The 24,316-nt window shown below is 55.5% G+C and carries 20 protein-coding genes and 2 tRNA genes; 15 read left to right on the top strand and 7 right to left on the bottom strand.

What is annotated here, in order from left to right:
• The first annotated feature begins 18 nt into the window (after nucleotides 1-18).
• The 5 genes from RBB77_RS11290 to RBB77_RS11275 all read left to right on the top strand — a co-directional run bounded on the left by RBB77_RS11290 (nucleotide 19) and on the right by RBB77_RS11275 (nucleotide 5,490).
• Nucleotides 19-378 (top strand): hypothetical protein, encoded by a 360-nt coding sequence (locus RBB77_RS11290; protein WP_353067442.1) that lies wholly within the window; start codon nucleotides 19-21, stop codon nucleotides 376-378.
• Nucleotides 378-3,899, top strand: a complete 3,522-nt coding sequence (locus tag RBB77_RS11285) for a choice-of-anchor D domain-containing protein (RefSeq protein ID WP_353067440.1) — start codon at nucleotides 378-380, stop codon at nucleotides 3,897-3,899. The genes RBB77_RS11290 and RBB77_RS11285 overlap by 1 nt, the downstream gene beginning before the upstream one ends.
• Before the next feature lie 16 nt (nucleotides 3,900-3,915).
• Entirely contained in the window at nucleotides 3,916-4,485 is a 570-nt protein-coding gene (locus RBB77_RS11280) for an outer membrane protein (RefSeq protein ID WP_353067438.1), read from the top strand.
• 3 nt (nucleotides 4,486-4,488) lie between these two features.
• Nucleotides 4,489-4,701, top strand: a complete 213-nt coding sequence (locus tag RBB77_RS23705; RefSeq protein WP_434557108.1) for an MFS transporter small subunit — start codon at nucleotides 4,489-4,491, stop codon at nucleotides 4,699-4,701.
• Nucleotides 4,702-4,896: 195 nt separating this feature from the next.
• Nucleotides 4,897-5,490 carry a hypothetical protein gene (locus RBB77_RS11275; RefSeq protein ID WP_353067436.1) on the top strand — a complete coding sequence of 198 codons (594 nt, stop codon included), beginning with the start codon at nucleotides 4,897-4,899 and terminating at the stop codon, nucleotides 5,488-5,490.
• Nucleotides 5,491-5,774: 284 nt separating this feature from the next.
• On the opposite strand, the gene RBB77_RS11270 is transcribed toward RBB77_RS11275, so the two are convergent.
• Nucleotides 5,775-6,200 (bottom strand): hypothetical protein, encoded by a 426-nt coding sequence (locus RBB77_RS11270; RefSeq protein WP_353067434.1) that lies wholly within the window; start codon nucleotides 6,198-6,200, stop codon nucleotides 5,775-5,777.
• Nucleotides 6,201-6,494: 294 nt separating this feature from the next.
• Between RBB77_RS11270 and RBB77_RS11265 the strand changes: the two genes are divergently transcribed.
• Nucleotides 6,495-7,199, top strand: a complete 705-nt coding sequence (locus tag RBB77_RS11265; RefSeq protein WP_353067432.1) for a hypothetical protein — start codon at nucleotides 6,495-6,497, stop codon at nucleotides 7,197-7,199.
• Between the two features lie 296 nt (nucleotides 7,200-7,495).
• Here RBB77_RS11265 and RBB77_RS11260 read toward each other — a convergent pair whose 3' ends face one another.
• The 3 genes from RBB77_RS11260 to RBB77_RS11250 form a co-directional block, all read right to left on the bottom strand.
• On the bottom strand, nucleotides 7,496-10,150 hold the full coding sequence (locus RBB77_RS11260) for an ABC transporter permease (protein ID WP_353067430.1): 2,655 nt from the start codon (nucleotides 10,148-10,150) through the stop codon (nucleotides 7,496-7,498).
• Entirely contained in the window at nucleotides 10,147-10,488 is a 342-nt protein-coding gene (locus RBB77_RS11255) for a PadR family transcriptional regulator (RefSeq protein WP_353067428.1), read from the bottom strand. The genes RBB77_RS11260 and RBB77_RS11255 overlap by 4 nt, the downstream gene beginning before the upstream one ends.
• A 413-nt stretch (nucleotides 10,489-10,901) precedes the next feature.
• Entirely contained in the window at nucleotides 10,902-11,198 is a 297-nt protein-coding gene (locus RBB77_RS11250) for an efflux RND transporter permease subunit (protein WP_353067427.1), read from the bottom strand.
• Here RBB77_RS11250 and RBB77_RS11245 point away from each other — a divergent pair.
• Nucleotides 11,156-11,251 (top strand): SEC-C metal-binding domain-containing protein, encoded by a 96-nt coding sequence (locus RBB77_RS11245; protein ID WP_353067426.1) that lies wholly within the window; start codon nucleotides 11,156-11,158, stop codon nucleotides 11,249-11,251. The genes RBB77_RS11250 and RBB77_RS11245 overlap by 43 nt on opposite strands.
• A 24-nt stretch (nucleotides 11,252-11,275) precedes the next feature.
• On the opposite strand, the gene RBB77_RS11240 is transcribed toward RBB77_RS11245, so the two are convergent.
• Nucleotides 11,276-12,538 (bottom strand): epoxide hydrolase family protein, encoded by a 1,263-nt coding sequence (locus RBB77_RS11240; RefSeq protein ID WP_353067424.1) that lies wholly within the window; start codon nucleotides 12,536-12,538, stop codon nucleotides 11,276-11,278.
• Nucleotides 12,539-13,089: 551 nt separating this feature from the next.
• Nucleotides 13,090-14,367 carry a hypothetical protein gene (locus tag RBB77_RS11235; RefSeq protein ID WP_353067422.1) on the bottom strand — a complete coding sequence of 426 codons (1,278 nt, stop codon included), beginning with the start codon at nucleotides 14,365-14,367 and terminating at the stop codon, nucleotides 13,090-13,092.
• A gap of 328 nt (nucleotides 14,368-14,695) precedes the next feature.
• On the opposite strand from RBB77_RS11235, the gene RBB77_RS11230 reads away from it, so the two are divergent.
• On the top strand, nucleotides 14,696-15,826 hold the full coding sequence (locus RBB77_RS11230) for a sensor histidine kinase (protein ID WP_353067420.1): 1,131 nt from the start codon (nucleotides 14,696-14,698) through the stop codon (nucleotides 15,824-15,826).
• Nucleotides 15,814-16,572 (top strand): LytR/AlgR family response regulator transcription factor, encoded by a 759-nt coding sequence (locus tag RBB77_RS11225; RefSeq protein WP_353067418.1) that lies wholly within the window; start codon nucleotides 15,814-15,816, stop codon nucleotides 16,570-16,572. The genes RBB77_RS11230 and RBB77_RS11225 overlap by 13 nt, the downstream gene beginning before the upstream one ends.
• Before the next feature lie 581 nt (nucleotides 16,573-17,153).
• Here RBB77_RS11225 and RBB77_RS11220 read toward each other — a convergent pair.
• A tRNA-Val gene (locus tag RBB77_RS11220) sits at nucleotides 17,154-17,230 on the bottom strand.
• A gap of 160 nt (nucleotides 17,231-17,390) precedes the next feature.
• On the opposite strand from RBB77_RS11220, the gene RBB77_RS11215 reads away from it, so the two are divergent.
• From RBB77_RS11215 to RBB77_RS11190, 6 genes are all read left to right on the top strand, one after another.
• On the top strand, nucleotides 17,391-17,603 hold the full coding sequence (locus RBB77_RS11215; protein ID WP_353067416.1) for a heavy metal-associated domain-containing protein: 213 nt from the start codon (nucleotides 17,391-17,393) through the stop codon (nucleotides 17,601-17,603).
• A 13-nt stretch (nucleotides 17,604-17,616) separates the two neighbouring features.
• On the top strand, nucleotides 17,617-20,043 hold the full coding sequence (locus RBB77_RS11210; RefSeq protein ID WP_353067414.1) for a heavy metal translocating P-type ATPase: 2,427 nt from the start codon (nucleotides 17,617-17,619) through the stop codon (nucleotides 20,041-20,043).
• Nucleotides 20,044-20,051: 8 nt separating this feature from the next.
• Entirely contained in the window at nucleotides 20,052-20,420 is a 369-nt protein-coding gene (locus RBB77_RS11205; RefSeq protein WP_353067412.1) for a metal-sensitive transcriptional regulator, read from the top strand.
• 264 nt (nucleotides 20,421-20,684) lie between these two features.
• Nucleotides 20,685-20,761 (top strand) — tRNA-Asp (locus tag RBB77_RS11200).
• Between the two features lie 1,084 nt (nucleotides 20,762-21,845).
• Nucleotides 21,846-22,763, top strand: coding sequence for a hypothetical protein (locus tag RBB77_RS11195; protein WP_353067410.1), 918 nt, complete (start codon nucleotides 21,846-21,848; stop codon nucleotides 22,761-22,763).
• 89 nt (nucleotides 22,764-22,852) lie between these two features.
• Nucleotides 22,853-24,307, top strand: a complete 1,455-nt coding sequence (locus tag RBB77_RS11190) for an alpha/beta hydrolase family protein (RefSeq protein WP_353067408.1) — start codon at nucleotides 22,853-22,855, stop codon at nucleotides 24,305-24,307.
• Nucleotides 24,308-24,316 lie beyond the last annotated feature (9 nt).

Genomic DNA, 24,316 nt, shown 5'->3' with positions numbered 1-24,316 from the left:
GACGAGCCAAGTATAGCAATGCCGACTCTTAGGACCGGAAACGATAATCCCGCTCCATTGCGCTTCACCAAGGACGCCATGAAAAGAACGAAGCGGCTCTCGATTGAGTTCCAGCACCGTGAGGTCACCATCACGGTTACGGGTCCAGCGCTCCACGTTCAGGGTAGCGAACCGGACACTCCGAACGCACCGAAGGTTTGTCCCGCCTGCGGTAGCCCCTGGATCACCATCGTTGCGCGGGTTGACGGAGATACCCCTGCCACCACAGACCGTATCCACCGCGCGCTCGAGCAATCCGGCCTGCACCTGGAAGTTTCAACAGCCGGTCAGCTACGGATCTGCCAAAGGTCATTTGAAGAACTCAAGGAGAAATTCTGATGCTATCGCCTATTCCCGGAATCTCGCAGTTGGTCTCGCGCTGGATACTGCCCCACTACTTCCGTTCTCTCCGTCACGGCTCCATGAAAGCATATAAACCTTTGCCCCTTCTCGGGCTGATGGTTTTGCTCCTGGTGTCATGGAAGACATTGCCTGCTCAGTTGGTATCGGTGAACGGCCCTATCGCGTTACCTGCTACGAATGTCGCCAGCAGCAGCACACCGCAGAATGTCCTTCTGAAGACAACCTCGGCCGAGACCATCAGCGGCTTCACCGTACCTTTGTCTCAAGGAAACAAGCAGGAGTATACGGTCGGTTCAGTTAGCGGTTGCGCGGTCGATGGCGTGACTTCAAACCCAGTCGGCACGGTCTGCACGGTCCCTATCACTTTCAGCCCTGCATACCCCGGCCAGCGTGCCGTACCCCTGCAGGTAGTCACCAGCGCCGGCAAGGTCAATGTCGGGTTGAACGGCATGGGTATCAGTCCGCTTGCAGTGCTGACCCCGGGAACCATGTCAACGCTGGCTGGCGAGGTCAATGGGCCAAATTGCAATGCTTACAATGGGCCCGCAACGCTTGGCCCAATTTGCAATCCATCCGCGGGGGCAGTGGACTTCGCGGGGAACGTATATGTTGCTTCCTTCTACAGCAACACCGTCAGCAAAATTGATACGAGTGGCAACATCACTGTGATCGCCGGGACCGGTGCCGGCGGTTTGAGCGGCGTTGGCGGTCCTGCGACCAGTGCAACTTTCGATCGTCCCAGCGACGTGATTGTCGATCCGGCGGGCAACGTCTATTTTGGAGCTGAGACTGCCGAGCAGATCTTCAAGATAGATGCCATCACGCAGATACTCACCAGCGTTGCGGGTAATGGAACACAAGGTTACAGCGGAGACAATGGCCCGGCTACCCAGGCGAGCCTGAACCGTCCAGAAGGCATCGCGCTCGATTTGCAGGGCAATCTATATATCGAAGATCAGGACAATAACCTCATCCGCAAGGTGGATACTTCGGGCATCATTACAACGGTTGCGGGTAATCCGGCGACTATCGGTCAAGGCTCTCCTACCTACAGCGGTGATGGTGGCCCGGCTACCCAGGCGAACCTGGCTCTCTGCTGCGAGGGCGTCTATGCGTCCTACGATTCCATCACCGTGGACTCTACGGGCAATCTGTTCATCGGGGATTCCGGCCACCACGTCGTACGAGAAGTAACAACGGACGGCATCATTCACACTGTTGCAGGAAATAACACACTAGGCGCTGGGTTCAGCGGCGATGGCGGAGCTGCAACCAGCGCGCAATTGAATTGGCCGATGGGCGTTGCAGTGGACCCCGCCGGCGATCTGTATATCGCAGACTTTTCCAACAACCTCATCCGAAAAGTGGACGCAGCCACCCAAACCATCACTACCGTCGCTGGCAATGGCACGCAAGGCTCTGCTGGTAGCGGGCTGGCAACGCAGGTCTCTTTGAATGGCCCGCAGAAGGTTGCGTTAGATGGCGAGGGCAATTTCTACGTCGCCGACACCAAGAACAATCTTGTTCGCAAGACCGATGTCAGCAACCCTACGTTGACCTTTGCCACGCCCACTCCTGTCGACTCGACCGACACGACAGACGGCCCGCTGCAAGCGATCGTTTCAAACATCGGCAACGCGCCACTGGCTCTGCCCCCACCTGCGACTGGGTCAAACGCGAGTGTCTCCGCGGGCTTCACGTTCTTCATCGGCAACAGCGGGCCGTGCCCCTTTGAGGGTCCGTCTTCTTCAGCCGGAACGTTGGCGCAAGGAAGTAGCTGCGGACTCTCGGTGGAATTCGAACCAGTCAGTGTAGGTAGCATCACCGGCTCGATTGTGCTGACCGACAACAGTCTGAATGCGGCCAGCCCCTATGCCTCACAGACGATCTCGCTCGTCGGCACGGCAATAGCCGCTGTTAGCACGGGAGCGCTCACCATCGCACCCACCACGCAGACATTTCCAGCGATTCTCGTGGGAAGCACCAGCTCGGCACTTACCTCCACCATCACCAACACCACCAATCAGGCAATCTATCTCAGCAGCGGCTCGCTGACCGACACGACCGACTTCACCCAGACGACCAACTGCAGTGGCATCCTCTCAGCCAACGGAGGCAGCTGCACCGTCACCTTTACCTTTACGCCGCAGAGCGCAGGTCCACTCACCTCCACTTACTCGATTCACGACCTCAACCATCCTGCATCGCCTTTGACCGTAGCGCTCTCCGCCATCGGCAATGCCGTAACAACCTCTGCACCGCAGGCGTCCTTGTCCCCCGCAACCGCCGACTTCGGCAGCATAACGACAAGCGCCGCAAGCTCTGCGCAAACCTTCACCCTCTCGAATACAGGCAATGCATCGCTGGGGATTACATCTATCTCGCTCAGCGGGGCGAACCCGGACAGCTTCATCATTGTCAACGACAGCTGTTCCAGCGGCGGCACAGAAGACGCAAGACCGGCGCGTAGCCGAGCGACTAAACGCGGCGGATCGAGCCCACGCGACCTCCCCGAACTGCCGCCAGGAAGTACCTGCCAGATCCTCATCGTCTTCTCGCCCACCACCGCAGGCCCATCTTCGGCGACGCTCACCATCGTCGATCAGGTGGGAACGCAGACCTCAGCGCTTACCGGTACCGGCGTCGCCTCTGTCACAACAGCTCCGCAGGCCGCACTCACCGCCGCCTCCGCGAACTTCAACACCGTCACAACTGGAAGCAGCAGCGCAGCCCAGACGTTCACGCTCGCCAATGCAGGCAACGCAGCGCTGTCGATCGCGTCCGTAAGCATCACCGGCGCAAACGCTTCTTCCTTCCTGCTTGGGGCCGACACCTGCGGGACCACGCTCGCCGCTGGAGGGTCCTGCACCATCGCGGTTACATTCTCGCCCACTTCTACGGGCAGCTTCGCCGCCAGCCTTGCGGTGACCGACGCGCTGGGAACGCAGACCAGTTCCCTGACCGGCACGGGTGCCGCAGTAGCGCCTGCAGACTTCACCGTAACCGCGACGCCAGCTTCCCAAAGCGTCGTCTCGGGAAGCAGCGCCACTTACAGCGTGTCGGTTGCCTCGACAGGTGGCACCTTTGCCCAGGCGGTAGCGCTCTCCGCCAACGGTCTTCAACCGGGAGCGACTGTCACCTTTTCCCCCGCTTCAGTCACACCCGGAAGCTCTGGCGCTCAGGCGACGATGATCGTCCAGACAACAATTCAACAGGCGGCAGGAAGAGGTGACCTTTCGCCATGGCCTTTCACAGCGCCTGTATTCGCAGCGTTGCTGTTGCTCTTCCCAGGCAGAAGATTCCGGTCGGGGAAGAGAGGCTGGGGAGTCTTTACGAGTCTTGCGTGCTTCGTAGCCTTGCTCGGTATCACGGCGTCAACGATAGGCTGCGGTGCCGGCTTCGCGCTGCCATCGTCGGCCAAAACTTACACCATCACCGTGACCGGTACCAGCGGATCGGACACCCACTCCACCACAGTCACGCTGACCGTGCAGTAAACGAGGACCTATGACCATGCGTTCACTCCTTTCCCTATTGCTCTTGTCGATTGCGTCCGTCAACTTGATGGCGCAGACTCAGCCATCCAACGAGATCGCGTTGGACTACACCTACGTACACACCAACGCGCCACCGGGCGGCTGCGGATGCTTTTCGATGAATGGCGGCAGCGGATCGTATGCGTATCATCTGGGTCCCCAGTTCGCCGCGGTGATCGAGGTTGGAGCCGTGCATGCCTCGAAGATAGATGCCAGCGCTCTCGACCTGACGCTGACGTCCTATCTCGCCGGCCCGCGCTTCTTCTACCGCAGGCCTCATGCTCGCTTTGTTCCTTACGGTCAGATATTGCTGGGTGCAGTGCGCGCAACTGGAGGACTGGCTCCGGCGAACTCGGGCGGAGCCTCGTCGTCGACGGTCTTTGGCTCGACCCTGGGCGGAGGCGTTGAGTTCAACATAAGCCGCACAATCACTCTTCGCGTTGCGCAGGTCGACTACTTCGTGACTACCTTTGACAACAAGGTAGACGACCACCAAAACAACCTTCGGATCAGCACGGGTGCAGCCTATCACTTCGGAAAGCGGTGACCCATGATTAAGGAAATCGGTACTCCGATGCTCAGCAAACGAGCCGTCTCTGGCACAGAAGAAAAGTCCTCCTCCTTACTGCAGGCAAATCGAACATCTCGCTTAAAGTTGCTCTTGGCTTGGTCCATCGTCGTACTGCCGTTGGCGTGGGGACTCTACGCAACAGAGCGGACCACCGCTCCGCTGATCCACACGCTCTTGTCGCATAGTCACTAAACCTTCTATAACCAAAATAATGAGGCCCAACCTATGCAGTCCTGTAGGAATTCTCACCACTTCTCCAGCGCTTTGGCCCTTGTCCTCTTTGCCTCGATCTATTACATGCTTGTGGCTACAGCACTCTTCGCTCAAGTCCCGGCTTCCCATACCCAGGACAGAGAACAGGCTGCAACTTTAGCCAGAGCCACAGCCGTGCGTGATGACTTCGTCGCACGCATTCACGCAAACGGTTTAAATTGTCCAATTCCCGTTCCTACTATTCTGGTCGAGGATGTCCCATCGTTCGGGCAGTACGACGACAAGACGAATATCATTCGCACCTCTGATTGGACCTTGCTTAATCTCCAAGAGAGGGCTTTTTTCTTTCACCTTGCAGGTCCCGGCGCTAAGGAAGCCGACGTCCGTGCCAAGTTCGAACAGGGTGCTCATGGTTGGATTTTCATACACGAGCTGGGCCACTGGCGGCAGGCCTGCCGGAACGTTTCTTTCAGTCGTGACCATTACCAGGTGGAGTACGGAGCAGATCGGATCTCGCTGGCTTACTGGCGCGAGGTCAATCCAAGCGTTGTCGGTGCGATGATGCCAATCTTCCAAAATGTGCTTGCCAATGCACCCAACCCCGTTCCCGTCGGTGAGCATGTGGAGGCTTATTTCAATAAGCACTATGAAGAACTCGGGCCGAGTCCCGCGTATCCGTGGTTCCAATCCCGCATGAATGTCGCTGCATACGAAGAGAAGCCTACACCCACCTTTGCTCAGACTCTTCTAAACGTACCCGGAGATTGAGATCTAATTGCTGGCCAGGGTGCGAAGCGGCGACCTTGATAAACTCCGAGGACACCCTAAAGACCGGTTGAGCGCTAAAGCAGTTTCTTGAGTTCAAAATCATGTGAAAATATTTAACACTGAGAAGCTGGCTACTACGGCAGACCAAGAGAGTGCAGGGCGTGAAAGGGGTCTGGAACGCCTGCAGCGGCAAGTTCAAGGCCGAACTTTCTCATAACCCCGTTTTCCAGCCTACCGGCTACAACGTGGCTGTCCGGACAGAATCTTTGCCAGCGTTATTCCGTTCAATACTTCCCCATACACGTCGCGGCCACCCCGGCAATCAAGACGGAGAGGATCGACGTAAGAAGCTCCTCGCGGTTTACATAGGGAGAGTTTGCGCCGTCTCTGGTTTTCCGGCTTGGAACTTCTCTCGTCCACAGTCGATAGTGCGCCGCAACTGTAAATGGGTAGAAAGCGATCAAGACGTAGCCGCTCCCCAAGACGATCCTCGAGAGCCAATAGTACGACTCGGTCACCATAGGCAGTACAACTAGACAGCCGACCGTTGCGAACAGGCTCATGATGTTGATCACATCCGGAAGAGGGATAACAGTTTGCCTCTCGGTATTTGGGACATTGATCTCACGGTTCACTTTCCATCCGAGGGCCAAAAATTGTAGGCCGATCAACGGCGGGGCGAGTCTGTAGAGGGTTTCTGGTGTCATCATGTGCCGTTTAGACGGATGGAAGTGGCGAAACGTATGAAGAGCAGGAATCCCTGGGTAGTTCTTGGTAAGTTAACGGATCAAGTTACCGAAAGCCCCGTTTTGATGACGAAGGCAGATCAAGCTGGCGACACACCGCTCTTTGTCGGTGTCTAACAGGGAGAGGTGACGTCGATGAGCGGTCGTTTAAAGCGGCCTTCCGTCATTTATTCAATGGTTCTGCTGTGTCCTCTCTTGGTTGCACCCGACCTCGCAGCACAGGAAAGCAAACCTCAGCGAACACCCGGGGCCCTGACTATGGGCTCGAGCCTTGGGTTTGGCGCAGCCTTCCCAGTGATTCAGAACAGACCTTATATCGCTACAGTGCGAGTGCAGAGCGTCGAGACGACAAGAGCTGGAGTCAGAGTCCTGCGCGAAGCCCTCAACATACGCATGAGAGATTTCGCAGGGCGTATACGCGACGAGCAGCTTGCATCTACGCCTGATGCGCAGGGTGCTTTCACCCAGGGCACAGTTCACATATTGGACCCGATCAGCATGCGCGACACCCAATGGAATGAGGACACGAAAACTGTTCTTGTCTCAAACATTGCTGCCAACCCCACGCACACACAGGAGAGTCCTGTTCCCGAATGCAGTCAGCGCATGCGGACCGGAAATGCTGAGTCTTCGAGCGACGATCCCGACCGCGATCAAGTGAGGTTTGAATATCTTGGAAGGCGCGACATGTACGGGCTCGATGCTGTCGGCTGCCGTATCACCCGCATCGTTCCTAAGAGATCGGAAACTGTCTGGTCAGGGACCTCTGTCACCGAGATTTGGAACTCCCCGGACCTGCAGATGAACCTCTTGATAACGACAAAGGAGTTAGACGGGACAGAGCAAATCACCACCATCAGTGATCTTCACGAGGTAGAACCTAGCCCTGCTCTCTTTCAAGTTCCGACTGGTTACACTGACCCGACGAAACCGCCAAGCCAGCCGAGCTCTCAGACTCATTGATGACACCTTCCTCAAAGTCACGTTTTCGGCAAGGTCGCCTCAAAGTTTCCGAAAACTCCGTTTCCAAAGAAATACGGGACGTCACTTGTCCGACAAGCCGACTATTCGGCAAAGTGACAGCTCAACGCCATCGGATCAATGAACACTACGGCGTTTTTGGTTACTGATCTACCCGGAAGCGCCACACTGAAGCTAGATGGGTGCATTGCCCTGTTATCGCCGGTTAACCCGTCTGTTTCAAAGATTTGGTGGAAGATGTCAAATGTTCCTGTATTTTTCGACTCGCAGCCCGAGCTTCACTCCTCACGTAGCAGCATCAAAGGATCGGCTCCTAACGCGCGTTGCGCTGGAATCCAGGTGGCCACCAGGCCAAGCAGCATCATGGCCAGAACAACACCAACCAATACCAGCGGGTCGCGAGGAGTTGCCTGATAGACGATCGAAGACAATACCCTGGTCGCAGCAATCCCCAGAAGCAGGCCAACCGCGGAGCCGAAAACCAGTAAGCGCCAGGCTCTTCCCAACGCGGAGTGCAACACTTCCTTGCGTTGCGCACCTAGTGCGATGCGAATTCCCAGCTCTCGCATTCGTTTGCTTACCGAGTAGGAGGCCATGCCGAAGATTCCCGTCATCGCCAGCATTGCACCTAATCCGCCCAACACCCCGAGAGATATCGTGGCGACGCGCGAAGCGAACAGAGCGCTGTCCATCTCTTTGTCCCACGTCCTGATTGAGAAAGGCAGCCCGGCATCCAGACTTCGCAGGCTTCCCTCGATTGCAGCAGTTAGTTCCTGTGGGTCGCGGTCCGAGCGAACGATAAGCCACGTTGAACTTGATGGTGATTGCAGAATAGGCAGAAACGCCGCCGGCTGTTGATCTTCGGTGAGCATTCTGTATCTTCCGTCCTCGACCACACCGACCACCTGTATTCGGGTTCCGTCCATTGACTTGTAGAATCTGCCGACCGCCGCGGCCTCGGAGCCAAAGACTCTGCGCGCAAACTCACGGTTGACGACTGCCACCTGCGGCGCATGTTTATCGTCATGCACGGTAAAGGTTCGTCCGGCCAATAAAGACGTGCCGGCGGCGCCAAAGTATTCCGAAGATATGTTCTGCGTATACGTGTTCAGGACGGCATTCGACGGACGAAGATCAGTCTCGCTGTCTTTGAAGACGGCGACGTTGCTGAAATCCTGTCCACCGAGAGGGAGCATATCGGAGGCGGCCGCGGCCGTTACTCCTGGAATCGCTCCAACGATGTCGATCAGGCGCTTCTGCATGATAGGTACCTGGTCGCCGCTGTAGCCGGCCATATCCACATCGGTCTCGACGAGCATGGCATTCTGTGGGACGAAGCCGAAGTTGCTGTGCAGCGAACGCAGCAAGCCGCGTACAGCCACGAGCGACGATGTGACAAGCACAGCGCAGACCGCTATCTGCAGAACAAGCAGAAGGTCGCGGAGGTTGAGCCGCCGCCCAATCATGTCGGCAGGGCCCGCCTTGACGGTCTGCCACGGATTCGTCCGTAACACCTGCCGCACCGGCACAATCCCAAAGAGCAATCCGCTTATGAGTGCGAGCAGGAGAGCGACTGCATACACCTTTGCGTCTGGATTCACTGGAACATTCGCAGGGAAGCTCGATATGGGCCGCCATACGCTGAGCCACCGGAGCAACACGACGGCTCCCAAAAGCCCGGCAGAGCCTCCCATCAATGAGACCAGAACTGCCTCCGTGAGCAACTGGCGCAGAATGCGTTTGCGGCTCGATCCCAAGGCCAGCCGAAGAGCGATCTCCCTGGACCGATCCGCCGCCCGAGCTGCCGAGAGATTGCCCAGGTTCGCGCATGCTGCCAACAAAATCAGCCCGGCCAGCAGCATCATTCCCGAAAGAAACGCGCGGACGGGACGGCCAAGAAAGTCGCCCATCAAACCTGGACGAGCAAGAGAGAAGACCATCTTTTCGTCGTCCTTCGGGTAGCTCTTCGCGAGATATGCCGCGATGGAGTTCAGATCTGCATCGGCCTGCGCCGTGCTGACTCCTGGCTTCAAACGGCCTATCAGCGACAGCTCGCGGCCTCCGCGTGTGTTTAGATCATTTCCGCCTCCGACTTGCTCCTCGTTCACGAGTGGCACCCAGAAGTCGGGCGTGAAGTACAGTTCAGTGCCGCGGAAGTTTGGCGGCGCGACGCCAAGAACGGTAAAGGGATGCTTGTTCACTTCGACTGTTCGCCCTACAAGGTTGCGATCCCCCTGGAAGTGGCTCATCCAATAGGCGTAGCTGAGCACAAGATAAGGACTGCTGTCGGGTCCGTGCTCATCCGATGCGTGGAAGAACCGACCGAGATATGGTCGAATTTGCAGCACATCAAAGTAGTTTCCGCTGGCCTCATACAGCCACGCGGTAGATGCCTCGCCACTAGTGTTGAGGCCCACCCGAGAGAAAGCATATGCGATGACACCATCGAAGGACCGGTTCCGATCGCGCAGATCGAGATAATCCGGATACGACTGGAGTGGAGAAGGATCCTGGCCGTGCTGGATGGTAAACAGCCTTTGCGACTGCGGCACATTGAGCGGACGAAGAATCAACCCATTCAACACACTGAAGACAACTGCATTGGCGCTGATTCCAAGTGCGAGCGTAATGACGGCGACTGCGGTGAAGGCCGGAGATTTGTACAGCATCCGAAGGCCGAAGCGGATGTCCTGATGAAGGGTTTCAAAGAATTGCCCGCCGACAGCTTCGTAGCTCTCCTGCTTGTACCGCTCATAGCTGCCGAACTCCACGCGTGCGCGGCGCTCGGCCTCTAGACGAGAAAGGCCTGAGCGTTCGAGGTCGTCGGCGCGATGCTCTATGTGTGAGCGAAGCTCCTCGTCCATTTCGGCGCCGATCCGGGAGCGTGGGAAGAGCGTTGAAACGAAAGAGCGAAGAGAGACTAATAGGCTCATATTTCCTCCGGTCGAGCGGCGAGGGCGGAGGCCATGGCTGCCGCGAGACGGTTCCAACCCTCCGTCTCTTCCTGGAGACCTCTTCGGCCCGCCGCGGTGAGTTCGTAAAATTTGGCCCGGCGATTGTTCTCCGATATCCCCCAGCTCGCCTTCAGACGCCCCTGGCGCACAAGGCGAAACAACGCAGGATAAAGGGCCCCCTGTTCAATGATCAAAGCGCTGTCGGAGATCTGTCCGATGCGCAGAAGAACACCGTAGCCATGGAGCGGGCCGAGAGAGACTGTTTTCAAGATGAGCAGATCGAGAGTGCCAGGAAGAAGCTGGGCTTGGTCGGACACGGCGTCGCCCTCCTAAGATGATTAGGAAACTAATCCACTCTCTCCTAAGTTGTCAAGGAGAGCGAACTCTGCACTCGCCCCCAGCCGTGGGCCTGTGGTCGCCGTACAGACGCGCGTCACGTGTTTTTAGGTATCGGCGAAAAATCGCCAACACTCATCGAGACCCGATTAGTCCCGATATTTTCGGCCAGTGTTTACAAATCCCGTCCACATGGACGAAATGACCGGCTATTAGGAAAGGTGAAGCCGAACCCCCTGAAAGTCTCGTCTTCGGCAAGTTAGATGTTTTAGGCGTTTCGGACCACAGGGACGTAGTCGGAGTCAGGCGCTGGAGAGTAAGGTGCATTCGGTGACCTCCAGCCTGACGGAGATGTCGAGGAGCGCGAAGGGAGAGGGGAACCTTCTCCCCTCTTCTAACTGCTCTCTGAAGTCCGTGGCTGCAGATGCCCCCTCCGCAATGATCGTTCTTTCATCATCACGAAGAAGACGGGCACCAGGATCAGAACGTGGATAGTGGAGGTAATCATGCCGCCGGCGATAGGCGCGGCAATCGGCTTCATCACATCCGAGGCGATGCCAGACTCCCAGAGGATCGGAACGAGACTGGCAAGCACAGCGCAGACGGTCATCAGCTTTGGCCGCAGACGATGGACAGCGCCTTCGATGGTTGCGGCCTCCACAGACGCATAGAGCAAATGGCGATTCCGCACCTGACCCTTGCAGTTGTGGAAGTCGTCTGAAGTTCAAGAAGTGCTGCCTGTAAAAGTAGGGCTCGCAGGACAACGCGTTACTTCTGATCAATCTTCGCAAAGAACTTCCGTATATCGGCAACCAAGAGATCGGGCTGCTCCAGAGCAGCGAAGTGTCCGCCCTTCGGCATGCCAGTTTTTTGTACTATGTTGTATGTTTGAGTAATCCAGCTGAACGGCGGGACAGCCACCTCCTTCGGAAAATCCGCATACCCCACAGGAGTCTCCAGGCGTGGCGTTGGCACCATTTCCTCTATGGTGAGCCGGTTCTCACGATAAATTCGCATGGCGGAGCCGATGGTGCCGGTGGCCCAATAGAGGGTGACATCGGTTAAGAAGGTGTCGCGATCCACGGCCGTAAGAAAATCGCCGTTGTTGTCTGTAAGTAGTTGGAATTTGCCAATCATCCAGGCCAGCCACCCCACTGGGGAGTCAGTAAGGGCGTAGGCAAGAGTCTGCGGTTCACTGGCTTGGAGAAAAAAGAAGCTGCTCTCTTCCCGGTCAAAGTAGGAATACCGTTTCCGCTCAACATCGCTCATTTTCGCAACAGCTTCCTGGTTCGGCGGTGGCAGGTAAATCAGGTTCAGATGCAACCCGATTACGTGCGTGGGCGCCAGGTAAGCCATGTCCTGGGCTATTGCCGAACCCCAGTCACCACCCTGTATGCCGTATCTGGAATAGCCCAGACGATCCATCAGAACAACTAAAGCCTTCGCCATACGCTGTGGGCCCCAGCCACGGGTTATGGTGGGCCCGGAATATCCAAAGCCAGGAAGCGAGGGAATAATGACGTCAAATGCCGGACTATTTATGTCCTTGGGATGGGTGAGCGGCGCAATGAGCTTCTCAAATTCCAAAATCGAGCCGGGCCATCCGTGAATCAGCATCAAGGGTACGGCGTCCGCGCGGGGGGAGCGCTGATGGATAAAATAAATCTGCTGTCCATCAATTTCAGTTGTGAACTGGTCAAACTGATTGATCTTCGATTCTTGCGCACGCCAGTCGTAGCCGTTCTGCCAATAGTCCGCGAGTTCCCGAACCTTCTTGATGTCGACGCCGTACTCCCACGTCGTGCCCGGAAGTTGATCGGGCCATTTGGTTTCCGCCAAACGGCGGCGAAGATCGATTAGAACACGGTCGGGAACATGCATCTTAAACGGCCGGATTGGAGAAGGTTCAAGCTTCTTCGTCGCTTGAATTTGTCCAAGTGCGATTACTGAGTGTAAAAGCAACGCGGCCAGCAGTAGCTTCTCACACTGCCAACCTGTCCTTTTCGTTTTCTCGAATCCAGTTTTCATCATGCTCTTGCTTCACTCAATGATTTTGAGGTTGTTCTCAAATGGCCATCCTTAAATCTGATGCGGCGTTCCATCCCACGACGCGCCGGTGAGAATGACGAAGATCCATCGGTTCTGGCTTATCTAGGAGCTGTGAACCGAAATATAGGCGTGGTCGAGAACTTGGACGAGACATAGATTTATGTCGTATGTCGGATTTGCACCAGATATTGCGCCACGCATGACCCGACGTTCGGTTGTTGGCGATTCAGGGTTAGGTCGATATTCGACGTGACCCATCTTGTCCCGCACATTCTCCGGCCTTGCGCCTTCGCGCGGCATACAGTTGAAATGCAAGGTCCGAAGGTGTCTTTAGCCCGTGGTTGGCGGAGTCCGACGTTCCTCGACAACAGCTGCTGGCGAGCATTCGCGGGCATCGTCGGTGCGGTCATTGAAAAGCCGTGAGGCGTGCCGTTTGACACGTCTCACGGGCTCGTGTTCCCACCCCTGCGTGCCGTCGCGTCTGGGGGTAAACCTGGGAGAGTTCAGACACATACGCAAGGGAAAGAATGCCTTTATCGCTGGAGTCGGGCAGGTCCGAATCTCTGCGAGGAGTGATTGCAAGCATTCGCGGGTAGAGCGGAATGCGGGTGTGTACGTGCGTAATCTGCCATCGAGGCGCCGAAGTGTATGCCTGTCGGGGTCAAAAGGAAGGCATGGACTTCGCCCTTATGGGGACCGTTTTGCACCGTTGCCATGCCTGAGATTTGTCCGAGCTCATTGATATTGCTAGCCGCGATTATGAGGAGGTTGGAATCGTCGGGAATTACCGTATTAAGGTCGGTGATCACATCGTCCTGCCAGACGAAGCCGTGGGACCAGTCTCCTTTCGAGTCAAAGGTGCTTCCCACCACCTGACCCCGGTTGTTGATGCCGGTGGCAAAGGCGGCAGAATCTCCCGGCAGAAGTTTGAGGCTTACGACTTCCCCATCTGCGCCCTGCGGCCAAAATGCGGCAAAGTAGCCCGCAGCACTGCCGATTTGCCCGACGATCTGACCGCTGTTGTTAATGGCGTATGCGGAACTGAAAACTCCGTAATCCTTAAGCGGGAAGACAGTCTTGTCTTTCCAAACTACGGCGTGAGCCTCGCTGCAGTTTCCTGAATAGCCTACGGCGTGGCCTCGTTCGTTAATCCCGTTCGCAAAACCGTCGACATCGCTTTTACTTGCCAGAGGAAGAGCTTTGACGTTGCCTCTTTCCCACAACGCCGGCAACGTAATTCGATTGTTCTTCACGGTGTCTCCGCATGTAGGGTCCAGGGCACCGTCTTCGGCAAATCCGACGATTTGTTCGCGGTTATTGATGGCGTTAGCCCACCCATTAATTCCGCCGAGCGTGGGAAGCGCACTCATGTGGCCGTCTCGCCAAAGAAACGGAAGGCACTGAAGATGTGTGCCAAAGCCGCAAATGTCTTCGCCGTTCGGATCCGGCACCGCTGTTTCGGAGAGACCAACGGCTTCCCCGAGGTCGTTGATCCCGCCATAGTCAGTCCAACTGTTGGCGTCGGGTTTTCCAAGCGTGCCCAGATCGATGTTGAATCCGTAGATGCTGATCACGGCGCGGCCACTTGCAATTGTCGTAGACGTACTTGTCTCAGGAGGGTTCACGATTCCATCCATGTTCTCCGCCCAACCTAGATTGTTGAGACCCATGACCATGGCGAAGTTGTTCGTGTTCTTGTTATTGCCCAAGTCGGTGATTCTGTAGCTCTGTTGAGCGAACGCATTGCTGAAGCAAGCCAAAGCAATCGTTGTCACCCACAGTGTCCGGAAATTCCGCAACTGTATAAGCATGTTCATATCTCCTTTTTCCTCCAGTAAAGTTGTGTTTCCGAGATGATTGGCGTATTACGTCAGGTACCAGTCGGCGCTCTGACAGTTAGCGTGCAATTGACAGCAGAATTGGCTCACAACTTCACGGATTCCTGTTGAGTGAGAAGTGCATGTGGTGTTCCACGTTCGCAACGATTACGTGAGACTACAGGCCCAGCTCTTCAGAGTCCGAAAACGACTGGCGAACTAACAACCTCGTTCAAATCGTGTTCAGAGCCTAGCTCAATGAAGTTGATAAGCCAGGCCTAATCTGCCCGGCGATTGAGAAATGCGATGAGCCGAGGGTTTCGTGCGTCAGGCCGTGGAATGCCGATTCACACTTTTAGCTAAAATGCTATGCATGAATCGACAGAATGTCCTGAACGTGCGGTCTTTCTGGCAAATCCAGATCATTGGATGGTGCTGCTTTTATTTTTTCCACCTTCTGGAATCCATTCATGCGTTCTTGACTAAGCGTGTGTTCTTCCGTGAAGAGACGGTGCCTGTCTTCTTCATGTTCCTGGGAAGTTTTGTCCTGCGGCCTTTTTGCCGTTGGCTGCTGAGACAATCGCGGTCCTGGATCGCTTTTGAATTGAAAGCAGCCGCGGCGGCCATGGTCATATCCATTCCTGTAGCCTCTGCAGCCGGTCTCATTTTGCAGAATTTCAACCATGTGCCTTGGCACGCTTTGGTTACAGTTTGGGCGTGGTCTTTTTTTGTGCTCTTCATGTGGTGCAGTCTGTACTTCAGCATTAAGCAATGGCAGCAATCGAGCATGGAAAAGGAGCGGCTACTTCGCGCCGAGTCTGAACTCAGAGAGGCGCGCTTGCTTGCACTTCGCTATCAGTTGAATCCACACTTCCTGTTCAATTCGCTCAATGCCGTCTCCACTCTCGTTCTGGATGGAAATGCGCCTGCGGCCACACGGATGCTGGCACAGATCGGAGATCTTCTGCGTACAAGCCTGGACTCCGAAGTCACAGCAGAGGTGACGCTTTCTCAGGAACTGGCCTTTACCGAAGGGTATTTGGCGATCGAGCAAACAAGGCTGGGGAAGCGGCTAAAAATCGATATGGCTGTTCCATTGGAAACGCGGGATGCCCTAGTGCCGAATATGTTGTTGCAACCGCTCGTTGAGAACGCAGTGCGCTACGGAGTGGCGCCATTGATCGAAGGTGGGTGGATTGCGATCAAGAGCGCGCTCGATGCCGACAGGTTGCGAATTGTCATCGGGAACTCCGGGCGGCGTGGTGAGGGCGAGCAGAAGAAGAATGGAAATGGAATCGGTCTCGGAAACACGGCGGAGCGCCTGAAAACACTTTACGGGGCGAATTTTGAGTTCTCGCTTGGGTGGCCTGAAGCGGGCGGTTGCGAGGTCGTGCTGGAATTGCCGTTACGCAGGACTCGGAACCTGCTGGAGGCTTCCCCGTGCGCGCTCTAATCGTCGACGACGAACCCTTGGCGCGTCGTGGCGTCGTTCTCAGGCTACGCAAATTCAGGGATGTCGAGATTGTTGGGGAATGCGCAGATGGGCATTCCGCAGTGGAAAGAATTATGGAACGATCTCCCGATGTTGTGTTCCTCGACATCCAGATGCCCGGAATGGACGGTTTTGAGGTGCTGCGGGCGGTGCCTCGAGAAAACCTGCCCGCAGTCATTTTTCTGACAGCGTATGAGCAGCATGTTTTGCGGGCATTCGATGCTCATGCGCTGCATTACTTGTTGAAACCGGTGGACGACACACGCTTCGCAGCAGCGGTTGGTCGAGCTCGTGATCTGGTCGACTCCGCATCAAAGGCCGACATGGCACAGCGGGTCATGAAAATGTTGGACCGCACCTCAGATGGATTCGCGTCCCGGTTTACGGTGCAAGCTGGATCCCGCATTCAAATCGTCATTGCGGAGGATGTTGAGTGGATTGGGGCTGCTGGCGATTATGCTGGACTCCACGTCAACGGTCGTTCTTACCTGTTACGCGAGACGATGGCGTCTCTCGAACAGCGGCTCGACCCGGCAAAGTTTATCCGCATACACCGCTCCCGAATTGTGCAGTCCAAAGGCATACTGGAGCTGCGATCGATCGAGAACCGCGAGTTCACGGTGAAGCTTTCGGACGGCTCGGAGCATCGCTCGAGCCGCACCTACGCGGATCGACTTGAGCGCTGGTTGTCATCAGGTAGGATCTGACACAAATAGCTAACGGTAAACCCAGAGGGTGGGTTGGAACTCCTGACGTCCGTGGGAGACTCCATTCTTTAGTTAATGACCGGCGCATATTGGTACGTCAATATTTGAGATGATCAACCTGAAGGGCGTGCGTTTGAGGAGAGACAGAACTCGAATCCTACAGATCCAAGCCGCTCCTGGAAGTTCAGTTGCCTACGAACCAGCCGGATGGTCCAGCAAAGAGTCGCATTACTTGATACGGTAACTGGACAGCCAGCGCAGCACCAGCGCTAACTGACACCTCGATCCTGAATATGCGTGCGAACGACGACCACGCTATTGTCGTTCGCAGACGATCGCCGCCCCGGCAACGCCATTACAGCGCCGGAGAGCCCAAATTGAGGCGATCAATCGGCTCGCGATGGCGCGGGGAATGAGACGCTCGAGTGGCAGATGAGAAACGACCCCTGGCGGGTGTGGATTCGATCTCCACAAATAAGGAAAACGGCCACGAGAGATGATCCGGTGGCCCTTTCTCTTCCGATTCAAATCCTTATTGTTCCCAGCTTTCGGGATGGGTCCACCGTAAGTCATTGAAAATATGGTGGGCAGTGAGGGACTCGAACCCCCGACATCCTGCTTGTAAGGCAGGCGCTCTAACCAACTGAGCTAACCGCCCGTTGCGGTTCTGTGGGACTTAAGACAGTGTATTGGAGCGGCGCCATGGATGCAATGCGTCTCGCGTAGGCACGCGATACCCCCGGTTTGGGGTAGGTATAGAATATTTCCTGAATACCCCTGGGGGGTATATGCATCTACTCAGTAGAAGGAGAAATTTCATGCAGGAAGCAGTTGCGTTGTCGATTGAAGGAATGCATTGCGGTGCTTGTGTTCGCAGAGTTACCGCTGCTTTGGGAAAGGTGGAGGGGGTTCAGGTGAATTTCGTTGAGGTCGGATCGGCCAGCGTAACGTTCAATCCGGAACAAGTCACTGTGGAGAAGATCGCCGGTGCGGTCAACAAGATCGGGTTCGAGGCACGCACCGAAAAGTGAAAACGAGGATGCTATGTCCGGCAGTTTGATGATCAAAGACGGAACCGTCGGCAATGCCGTAGCTTCCGGCGTGGCTAAGAACGTCACGATTCCCGTCACCGGGATGACGTGTGCGACGTGCCAGTCCTTCCTCCAGCGGGAGCTTGCCAACCAGGCTGGGGTGAAGGATGCGACGGTAAGCCTGATGCTGCATAACGCCACGGTGAGGTTCGACCCGGGTGCAACATCGATCTCCGCATTGGTAGAGGCAATTCGTGGCACCGGCTACGGCGCGGATGTTCCTCTGGAGCACCAATCGGTTCTTGACGAACAGGAGGAGCACGACGAGACGCAGTTGAGGGAGTATCGGCAACTGAGACAGAAGGCCGTGGTAAGCCTCATCGCCGGTGGCGCCGCCATGCTCTTGTCGATGCCTCTAATGGCGATCAACAGTGGTACTGGAACGGAGCGGATGAAAGATCCGCTGATGAACTGGACCATGCGATTAGTTGATCCGCTGTTGCGTAGCTTGCTGCCCTGGATGTACGACCTCAATGCGGACACGATCCGCTGGTTCCTTTTTGCTCTCGCAACGTTCATCCTCAGCTGGGCAGGACGAAGGTTTTACATCAAAGCGTGGTCTGCTCTCCGGCACAAGACGGCGGACATGAACACACTTGTGGCTCTTGGTACGGGAGCCGCATATCTCTACTCTGCAGCCAGTACGATTGCTCCGGGATTTTTTGTCGCCCACGGCATCGCTCCCGATGTTTATTTTGAAGCCGCGATTCTGATCATCGGATTGGTGCTGGTTGGCAATACGCTTGAGAGCAGGGCGAAGGGGCAGACGGCAAGCGCTCTGCGAAAGCTCGTCCAGCTGCAGCCGAAGACTGCGACTGTTCTACGTGATGGAATCGAGACCAGCGTACCGCTTGAGTCGATTCAGAACGGAGATCACGTGGTGGTGCGACCCGGCGAGCGAATACCCACAGATGGCGAGGTGACCTCGGGTCGGAGCAGTGTGGATGAATCGATGCTTACAGGCGAGTCCTTACCCGTCGAGAAGGCGACCCGCGACAAGGTAATAGGGGGAACGTTGAACCAGCGCGGATCGCTGCAGTATCGAGCGACAAGTCTGGGCGCAGACGGCATGCTGTCACAGATCGTGCGCCTCCTACGCGAGGCTCAGGGATCTCGTGCTCCGATTCAACGCATCGCAGACCGCATCAGCGCGGTTTTTGTTCCGACGGTTCTGGGTATTGCGATCGTCACCTTCGCTGCATGGCGTGTGTTGGCTACGCACTCAGGAGTGATGCAGGCGTTCGTGGCTGCCGTTACAGTCCTCGTGATTGCCTGTCCATGCGCGATGGGTCTGGCGGTTCCGACAGCCGTCATGGTTGCAACGGGACAGGGAGCCAACTATGGAATTCTCATTAAGGGTGGCGAGGCTCTTCAGCGACTGGAGAAGATCGATACCGTTGTGCTGGATAAGACGGGAACCATCACAGCTGGCCGTCCTGAGGTTACCGACTTTTTACTCCTTTCAAACGGCAGTGATATGGCAACGAACCAAAGCACGAGCCTCGCCGGGCACCATGTCCTTCGCACTGCCGCGGCACTGGAGCGCGCGAGTGAACATCCTCTCGCTGAAGCGGTCGTTCGATACGCAGCAGAACGTGGTTTGAACCTGCCCCAGGCGCACGACTTCGAGTCGTTCCCTGGACTTGGCGTCGTAGGAGTCGTCGATGGCGAGATCATATTGATCGGCAACCCTGCGCTTATGAAGAAACGCGGTGTCACCACTGAGCCGCTGAAGGCAACGGCAGAACGAATGTCAAAGGAAGGAAAGACTCCGTTATGGATCGCGATCGATGGAGAACTTGCTGCCATTCTCGCTGTTGCGGATACGATCAAACCCAGTTCCATCGAAGCTATTCGCAAGATGCATGACGAAGGGCTGCGTGTGGTGATGCTTACAGGCGACAACGAACACACGTCTCATGCCATTGCCCGGCAGGTCAAGATCGATGAAGTGATTGCGGGTGTGCTTCCTGCGGGTAAGGTTGAAGCAATCAGGCGCTTGCAAGGAGAACACCGCGTGGTTGCCATGGTAGGAGATGGAGTCAACGATGCCCCTGCGCTCGCACAGGCTGACGTGGGACTGACTATGGCCAGTGGCGCTGACATCGCGATGGACGCTGGGGATGTGACGCTGATGCGGAGCGATCTCAATGGCGTCGCGGCGGCGGTGACTCTCTCGCGCCACACCATGCGAGTCATTCGACAGAATCTGTTTTGGGCCTTCGCTTATAACGTGATTGGGATTCCAGTTGCCGCTGGTGCACTCTATCCAGCCTTTGGAGTGATGCTGAGCCCGGTGATAGCCAGCGCAGCCATGGCCCTCAGCTCTTTCAGTGTTGTCACAAACAGCTTGCGATTACGCCGGCTGCAGCTTCGCTAAGGAAAAAAATGCCGACGAAGAAAGCAAATCCTAAGCAAAACGTCGCGATCGTGGAATCGTGCGGCTGCGAGATAGGCGAATCGGACCGCAGGGCGGTTGGAGTCGATCCTGAGATCAAGGCCTCCAACCTGCGTCGGCTGCGACGTCTCGAAGGGCAGATCCGGGGTCTCCAGCGCATGGTCGAGGAAGATCGCTACTGCACCGACATTCTTACTCAAGTCTCTTCAGTGCAGGAGGCATTGCGTTCGGTGGCCAGAGCGTTGATGCGGAACCATCTCTCTCACTGCGCAACTCAGGCAATTCGCACCGGATCCACAGAGGAGAGGCAGGCAATGTACGACGAGTTATTGGAACTCATCTACAAAAACGCACGCTAATCAAGATCGGATCACTGCCTTCGGCGGCCGAGTAGTCGTTAACACGACGCCAGCGATCCACAGTTGGTTCCACTTTTTGGTCCGGTTAGAGGGAATGGACACCAAAGGCCGCCATCTTCTGGTAAACTCAATCTTGTCGTTGCGTCGAGTTCCAAACATCTCCGAAATCGAGTCCCGCAGCGACAAGGTAGAAAAAGGCGAAAGTAGCGAAGGTGCGAAACGCTTGCTTCTATGTGACATATCCAAAGTGTTGAAAACACTCTTGGGGACGTAGCTCAGTTGGTTAGAGCGCTGCCCTGTCACGGCAGAGGTCGCGGGTTCGAGCCCCGTCGTCCCCGCCACAGATCCTAAAAGACCTAGGATCATATGGAGTGGCAAGAGCAAGGACACCGACGATGGAACTTGGCCGATAAAGTAGCTCTTTTCGGTATACGAGCCAGTAGAAAGTGCGAAAAAGGCCCCAAAGTACGGGAGCCATTTTTGTTTAATTCTCTGGATGGATGTACTCCGTCGGGAAAACGAGATCCCCGATTACTCTGCTCGGTGCGGACCGCTTCCCTCTACTTCCCTACCGACCTACGCCAAGCCTAATTCCGCTCGTGGCATAACCCAGTCCTTACTTACCGTTACGTCTCGTCGCCCTCACCGAGGGTCGAGGCCATCAGTGCCTCCGTGTGCTATCCGATATGCTTTCTGACCCGGCCTTTGCACTCATCTAAGTCGTTGAAAACATACCCTCAATAGAGGGCATGGCAGGCTCTCAGAGCTGGGCTTCAGTGCATTGTCTACACCTGTCACTGTGAGCCACCATCGCCCTGTGAGCGATCAAAAGAGAAGCAAGATTTCCGCTAGTCCGCCCGAGACCAAGATTATTTACACACTCGCCAGCTGCCTCCAGGAATGTGCGCACATGCACCATGCCTTCGTCGCAGCCTGGAGGAATCTCAAGGGTCCAAAGGGACAATAGCTGATTTTGTTCAATTCGCATTATTCCAACCCCTGCCTTTTTCAATTTTGCATACCGCACGTCTGTCAGAGAGCCAAATCGACCCTCTCCTTATAGTGACCGCAAACTAAAAAGCGTTTCACTTCGGATTGAACATCACTTGGCGTGTACGAAGGTTTGTTCTTATGCGGACGGCTCATTGCGAAACTGAATGCCAATCGAACTTCACCAGCTGTATTACTTTCCGAATTCCTTGTCGCCGAAACAAAACCTAATCAAGAATTGAAGATTTTGAGTGATTCTCTTGGGAAAAAGCTATACCCTGTACCCCGGAGATCTCAACAGCCTCGATCGAAAAGTTGAACTCTCGCAAAAGTACCTTAGTAAGTTACTAAGCCGTATTTGCATTTCTAATTGTGTGCGCAAGTCTGGAGAAATAGACTCTGCGTGAAATTTTGGCTAGGGAGCACGTGCTAGTTATGTCGACTCAAACCATCTCGAACGACCTTCTCGAAGAGTGCTGGATTACAACCGATAGTGATCGGATGAGCAGTGGCTTCGATCGCGAACACTTCGAGATCACGCATAGCCTGGCGGAACATCCACTCCTGCAGATCCCTGAACTCATGGAGTTGGCGGATCGAACGAAAAAGACCAGACCAGACGGCATCTACTACGACGCTGGTAAGGACATCCGGGTCGACCAGCGATGGGATCAGATGCCCACAAAGCAGTTTTCGGTCCTCGAAACCATGGAACGTATCGAGACCTGTGGGGCTTGGCTCCTGTTCAAAGACGTCCAGAAGGATCCCAAATACAAGATATTTCTCGGCAGTGGATGGGAAAAGATCAAATCGAAGATTGACCGTGATCTACAGACTCGAATTCTTCGCGAAGATGCTCTCATCTTCGTCACTTCTCCGAAACGCGTTGCAACGTATCACATCGATCGTGAATGCAGCTTCCTGCTCCAGATCAAGGGTACAAAGACAATTCACATCTTTGATCGCGCCGATCGCGAGGTTCTTCCTGAAGAGGAGATTGAGCGTTTTTGGACAGTGGATAACAATGCGCCTGTCTACAAGCCGCAATTTCAAGCCCGGGCTACTTCCTATAAATTGCGCCCCGGAAACGGCGTGCATATTCCAGTAAATTGTCCCCACTGGGTCGAGAACGACGACAACGTCTCTGTTTCGCTCAATGTAAACGTTCAGTTTCGAGACACTCTTCGGGCGAATACCTATCGCGCAAATCACGCACTTCGAAGACTCGGTCTGACTCCACGTCCGCCCGGCCAGTCTCCGTCGATCGACTACCTCAAATCTCACTCCATGGTTGCCGTGGTTGCTGCGAAGGCCGCCTTGCACAAGCTTGCTTCCTTGAGAAAACCTTCTTAGGGAGATTCTGCGACGGGCGGCACTCACGTTCATTCAGAGGTCATCCGAGCCGCTGCATCGTGTCGCCAGATGAGCGTTCTCGAAATGCTATGAGATTATTCGAAGTTATTTTGATTGCGATCCTGCTTGCTGCCGCAATAGCACAGATGACAAAATCGTTCCCCGGTTGGTCGAGACCTCTTACAACTCTCGCAGTCCTGGTCGCTTTCTGGCACGTAATTCATGAGGGAACACACTGGCAGATGTTCCCTGTCCTGGCAGGACTCATCCTGCTGGTTGCCTGGCAACTGATACCTGTGTCTCGTCGAACTTCGCGCTATGCCGCGATGAACAAACCTGTCGCCGTCGCCGTCGCGGTGCTTTCAATTGCTACGTTTGGAATGCTCCTAATCGTGCCCATGTTCTCTCTGCCCAAACCAACGGGAACGTATCCGATAGGAACACGAATCGTTTATCTAAAGGATTCCAGTCGCACTGAAGACAAAGCAGAGAAGCCCGGAACATCCAGGGAACTCATGGTGCAGATATGGTACCCGGCTGATCCCTCGAACAATCATCTCGCCGCCTACGAGAGATTGTCAGAAACAATTCCAGCTACGTCCTATCGCAGCGTCCTCTGGACAAACTCCAGAGAGGATGCTCCCGTGGCGACTCAGGGCGGTCCATTTCCGGTCCTGCTCTTCAACCACGCATGGGGAGGAAGGCGCACCCAGAATACGTTTCTTACCGAGGATCTCGCAAGCCACGGTTATGTCGTCGCTTCGATTGACCATACCTACAACGCAAGTCGTGTCGTGCTGCCTGGAGATCGTGTCATCAACGACATCAATGGTGGCGACGCAATCGACCCGAACCTGCATTCGGCAAGCGACATCACAGCAATTTGGAACAAAGAGCTCAGTAAATGGGTAGCAGACGAGATCTTTGTCCTGAACACGCTGCAAAGCGACGACCTCGACCAAAAGAGTCCATGGTATGGTCGACTCGATACACACCGAGCCGGCGCTCTCGGCCATTCCTTCGGTGGTGCAGCCGCCGTGCAGTTGTGCTCCGTAGATCCTCGAATTCAATCTGCACTGAATATGGATGGCTGGACATTCGGAGATATCCGGCAGCGTGCGGCAAGCCAGCCCGCCATGTTTCTCTACGGAATAACAACTAGCACTGAGCAGCAGGATCCAAACGCCATGGGAGCCGAGGCCGAACTGGATACAACCGATCGCAACGAGGTCGATGCAAGCCTCAGACAATTTGGTGGATACAAGGTGTCCATCAGCAATACCTCACACATGGACTTCACAGATCATCCCCTGGTCAGCCCGTGGCGCAGATGGACGCAGCCTGGTCATATTTCGCCGGCGCGGATAGAAACCATCGTTCGCGCGTATGTCCTTGCATTCTTCGATCAGACAATTCGAGGCGCAAACCCTTCCCTGCTACAGTCAGGAACACCGAGTCCGTTTCAAGAGGTCCAGATAGAGTACTGGAGCTCAGAAGCCAAGGCAGCGTCGATTGAAACCCTGAAGCCGCCCCTGCCTCGATAGAGCGTTCTT

Origin of the sequence: Tunturibacter psychrotolerans, assembly GCF_040359615.1 — a bacterium.
Taxonomy (GTDB): domain Bacteria; phylum Acidobacteriota; class Terriglobia; order Terriglobales; family Acidobacteriaceae; genus Edaphobacter; species Edaphobacter psychrotolerans.
This window is presented reverse-complemented; position numbering and strand designations above follow the sequence as displayed.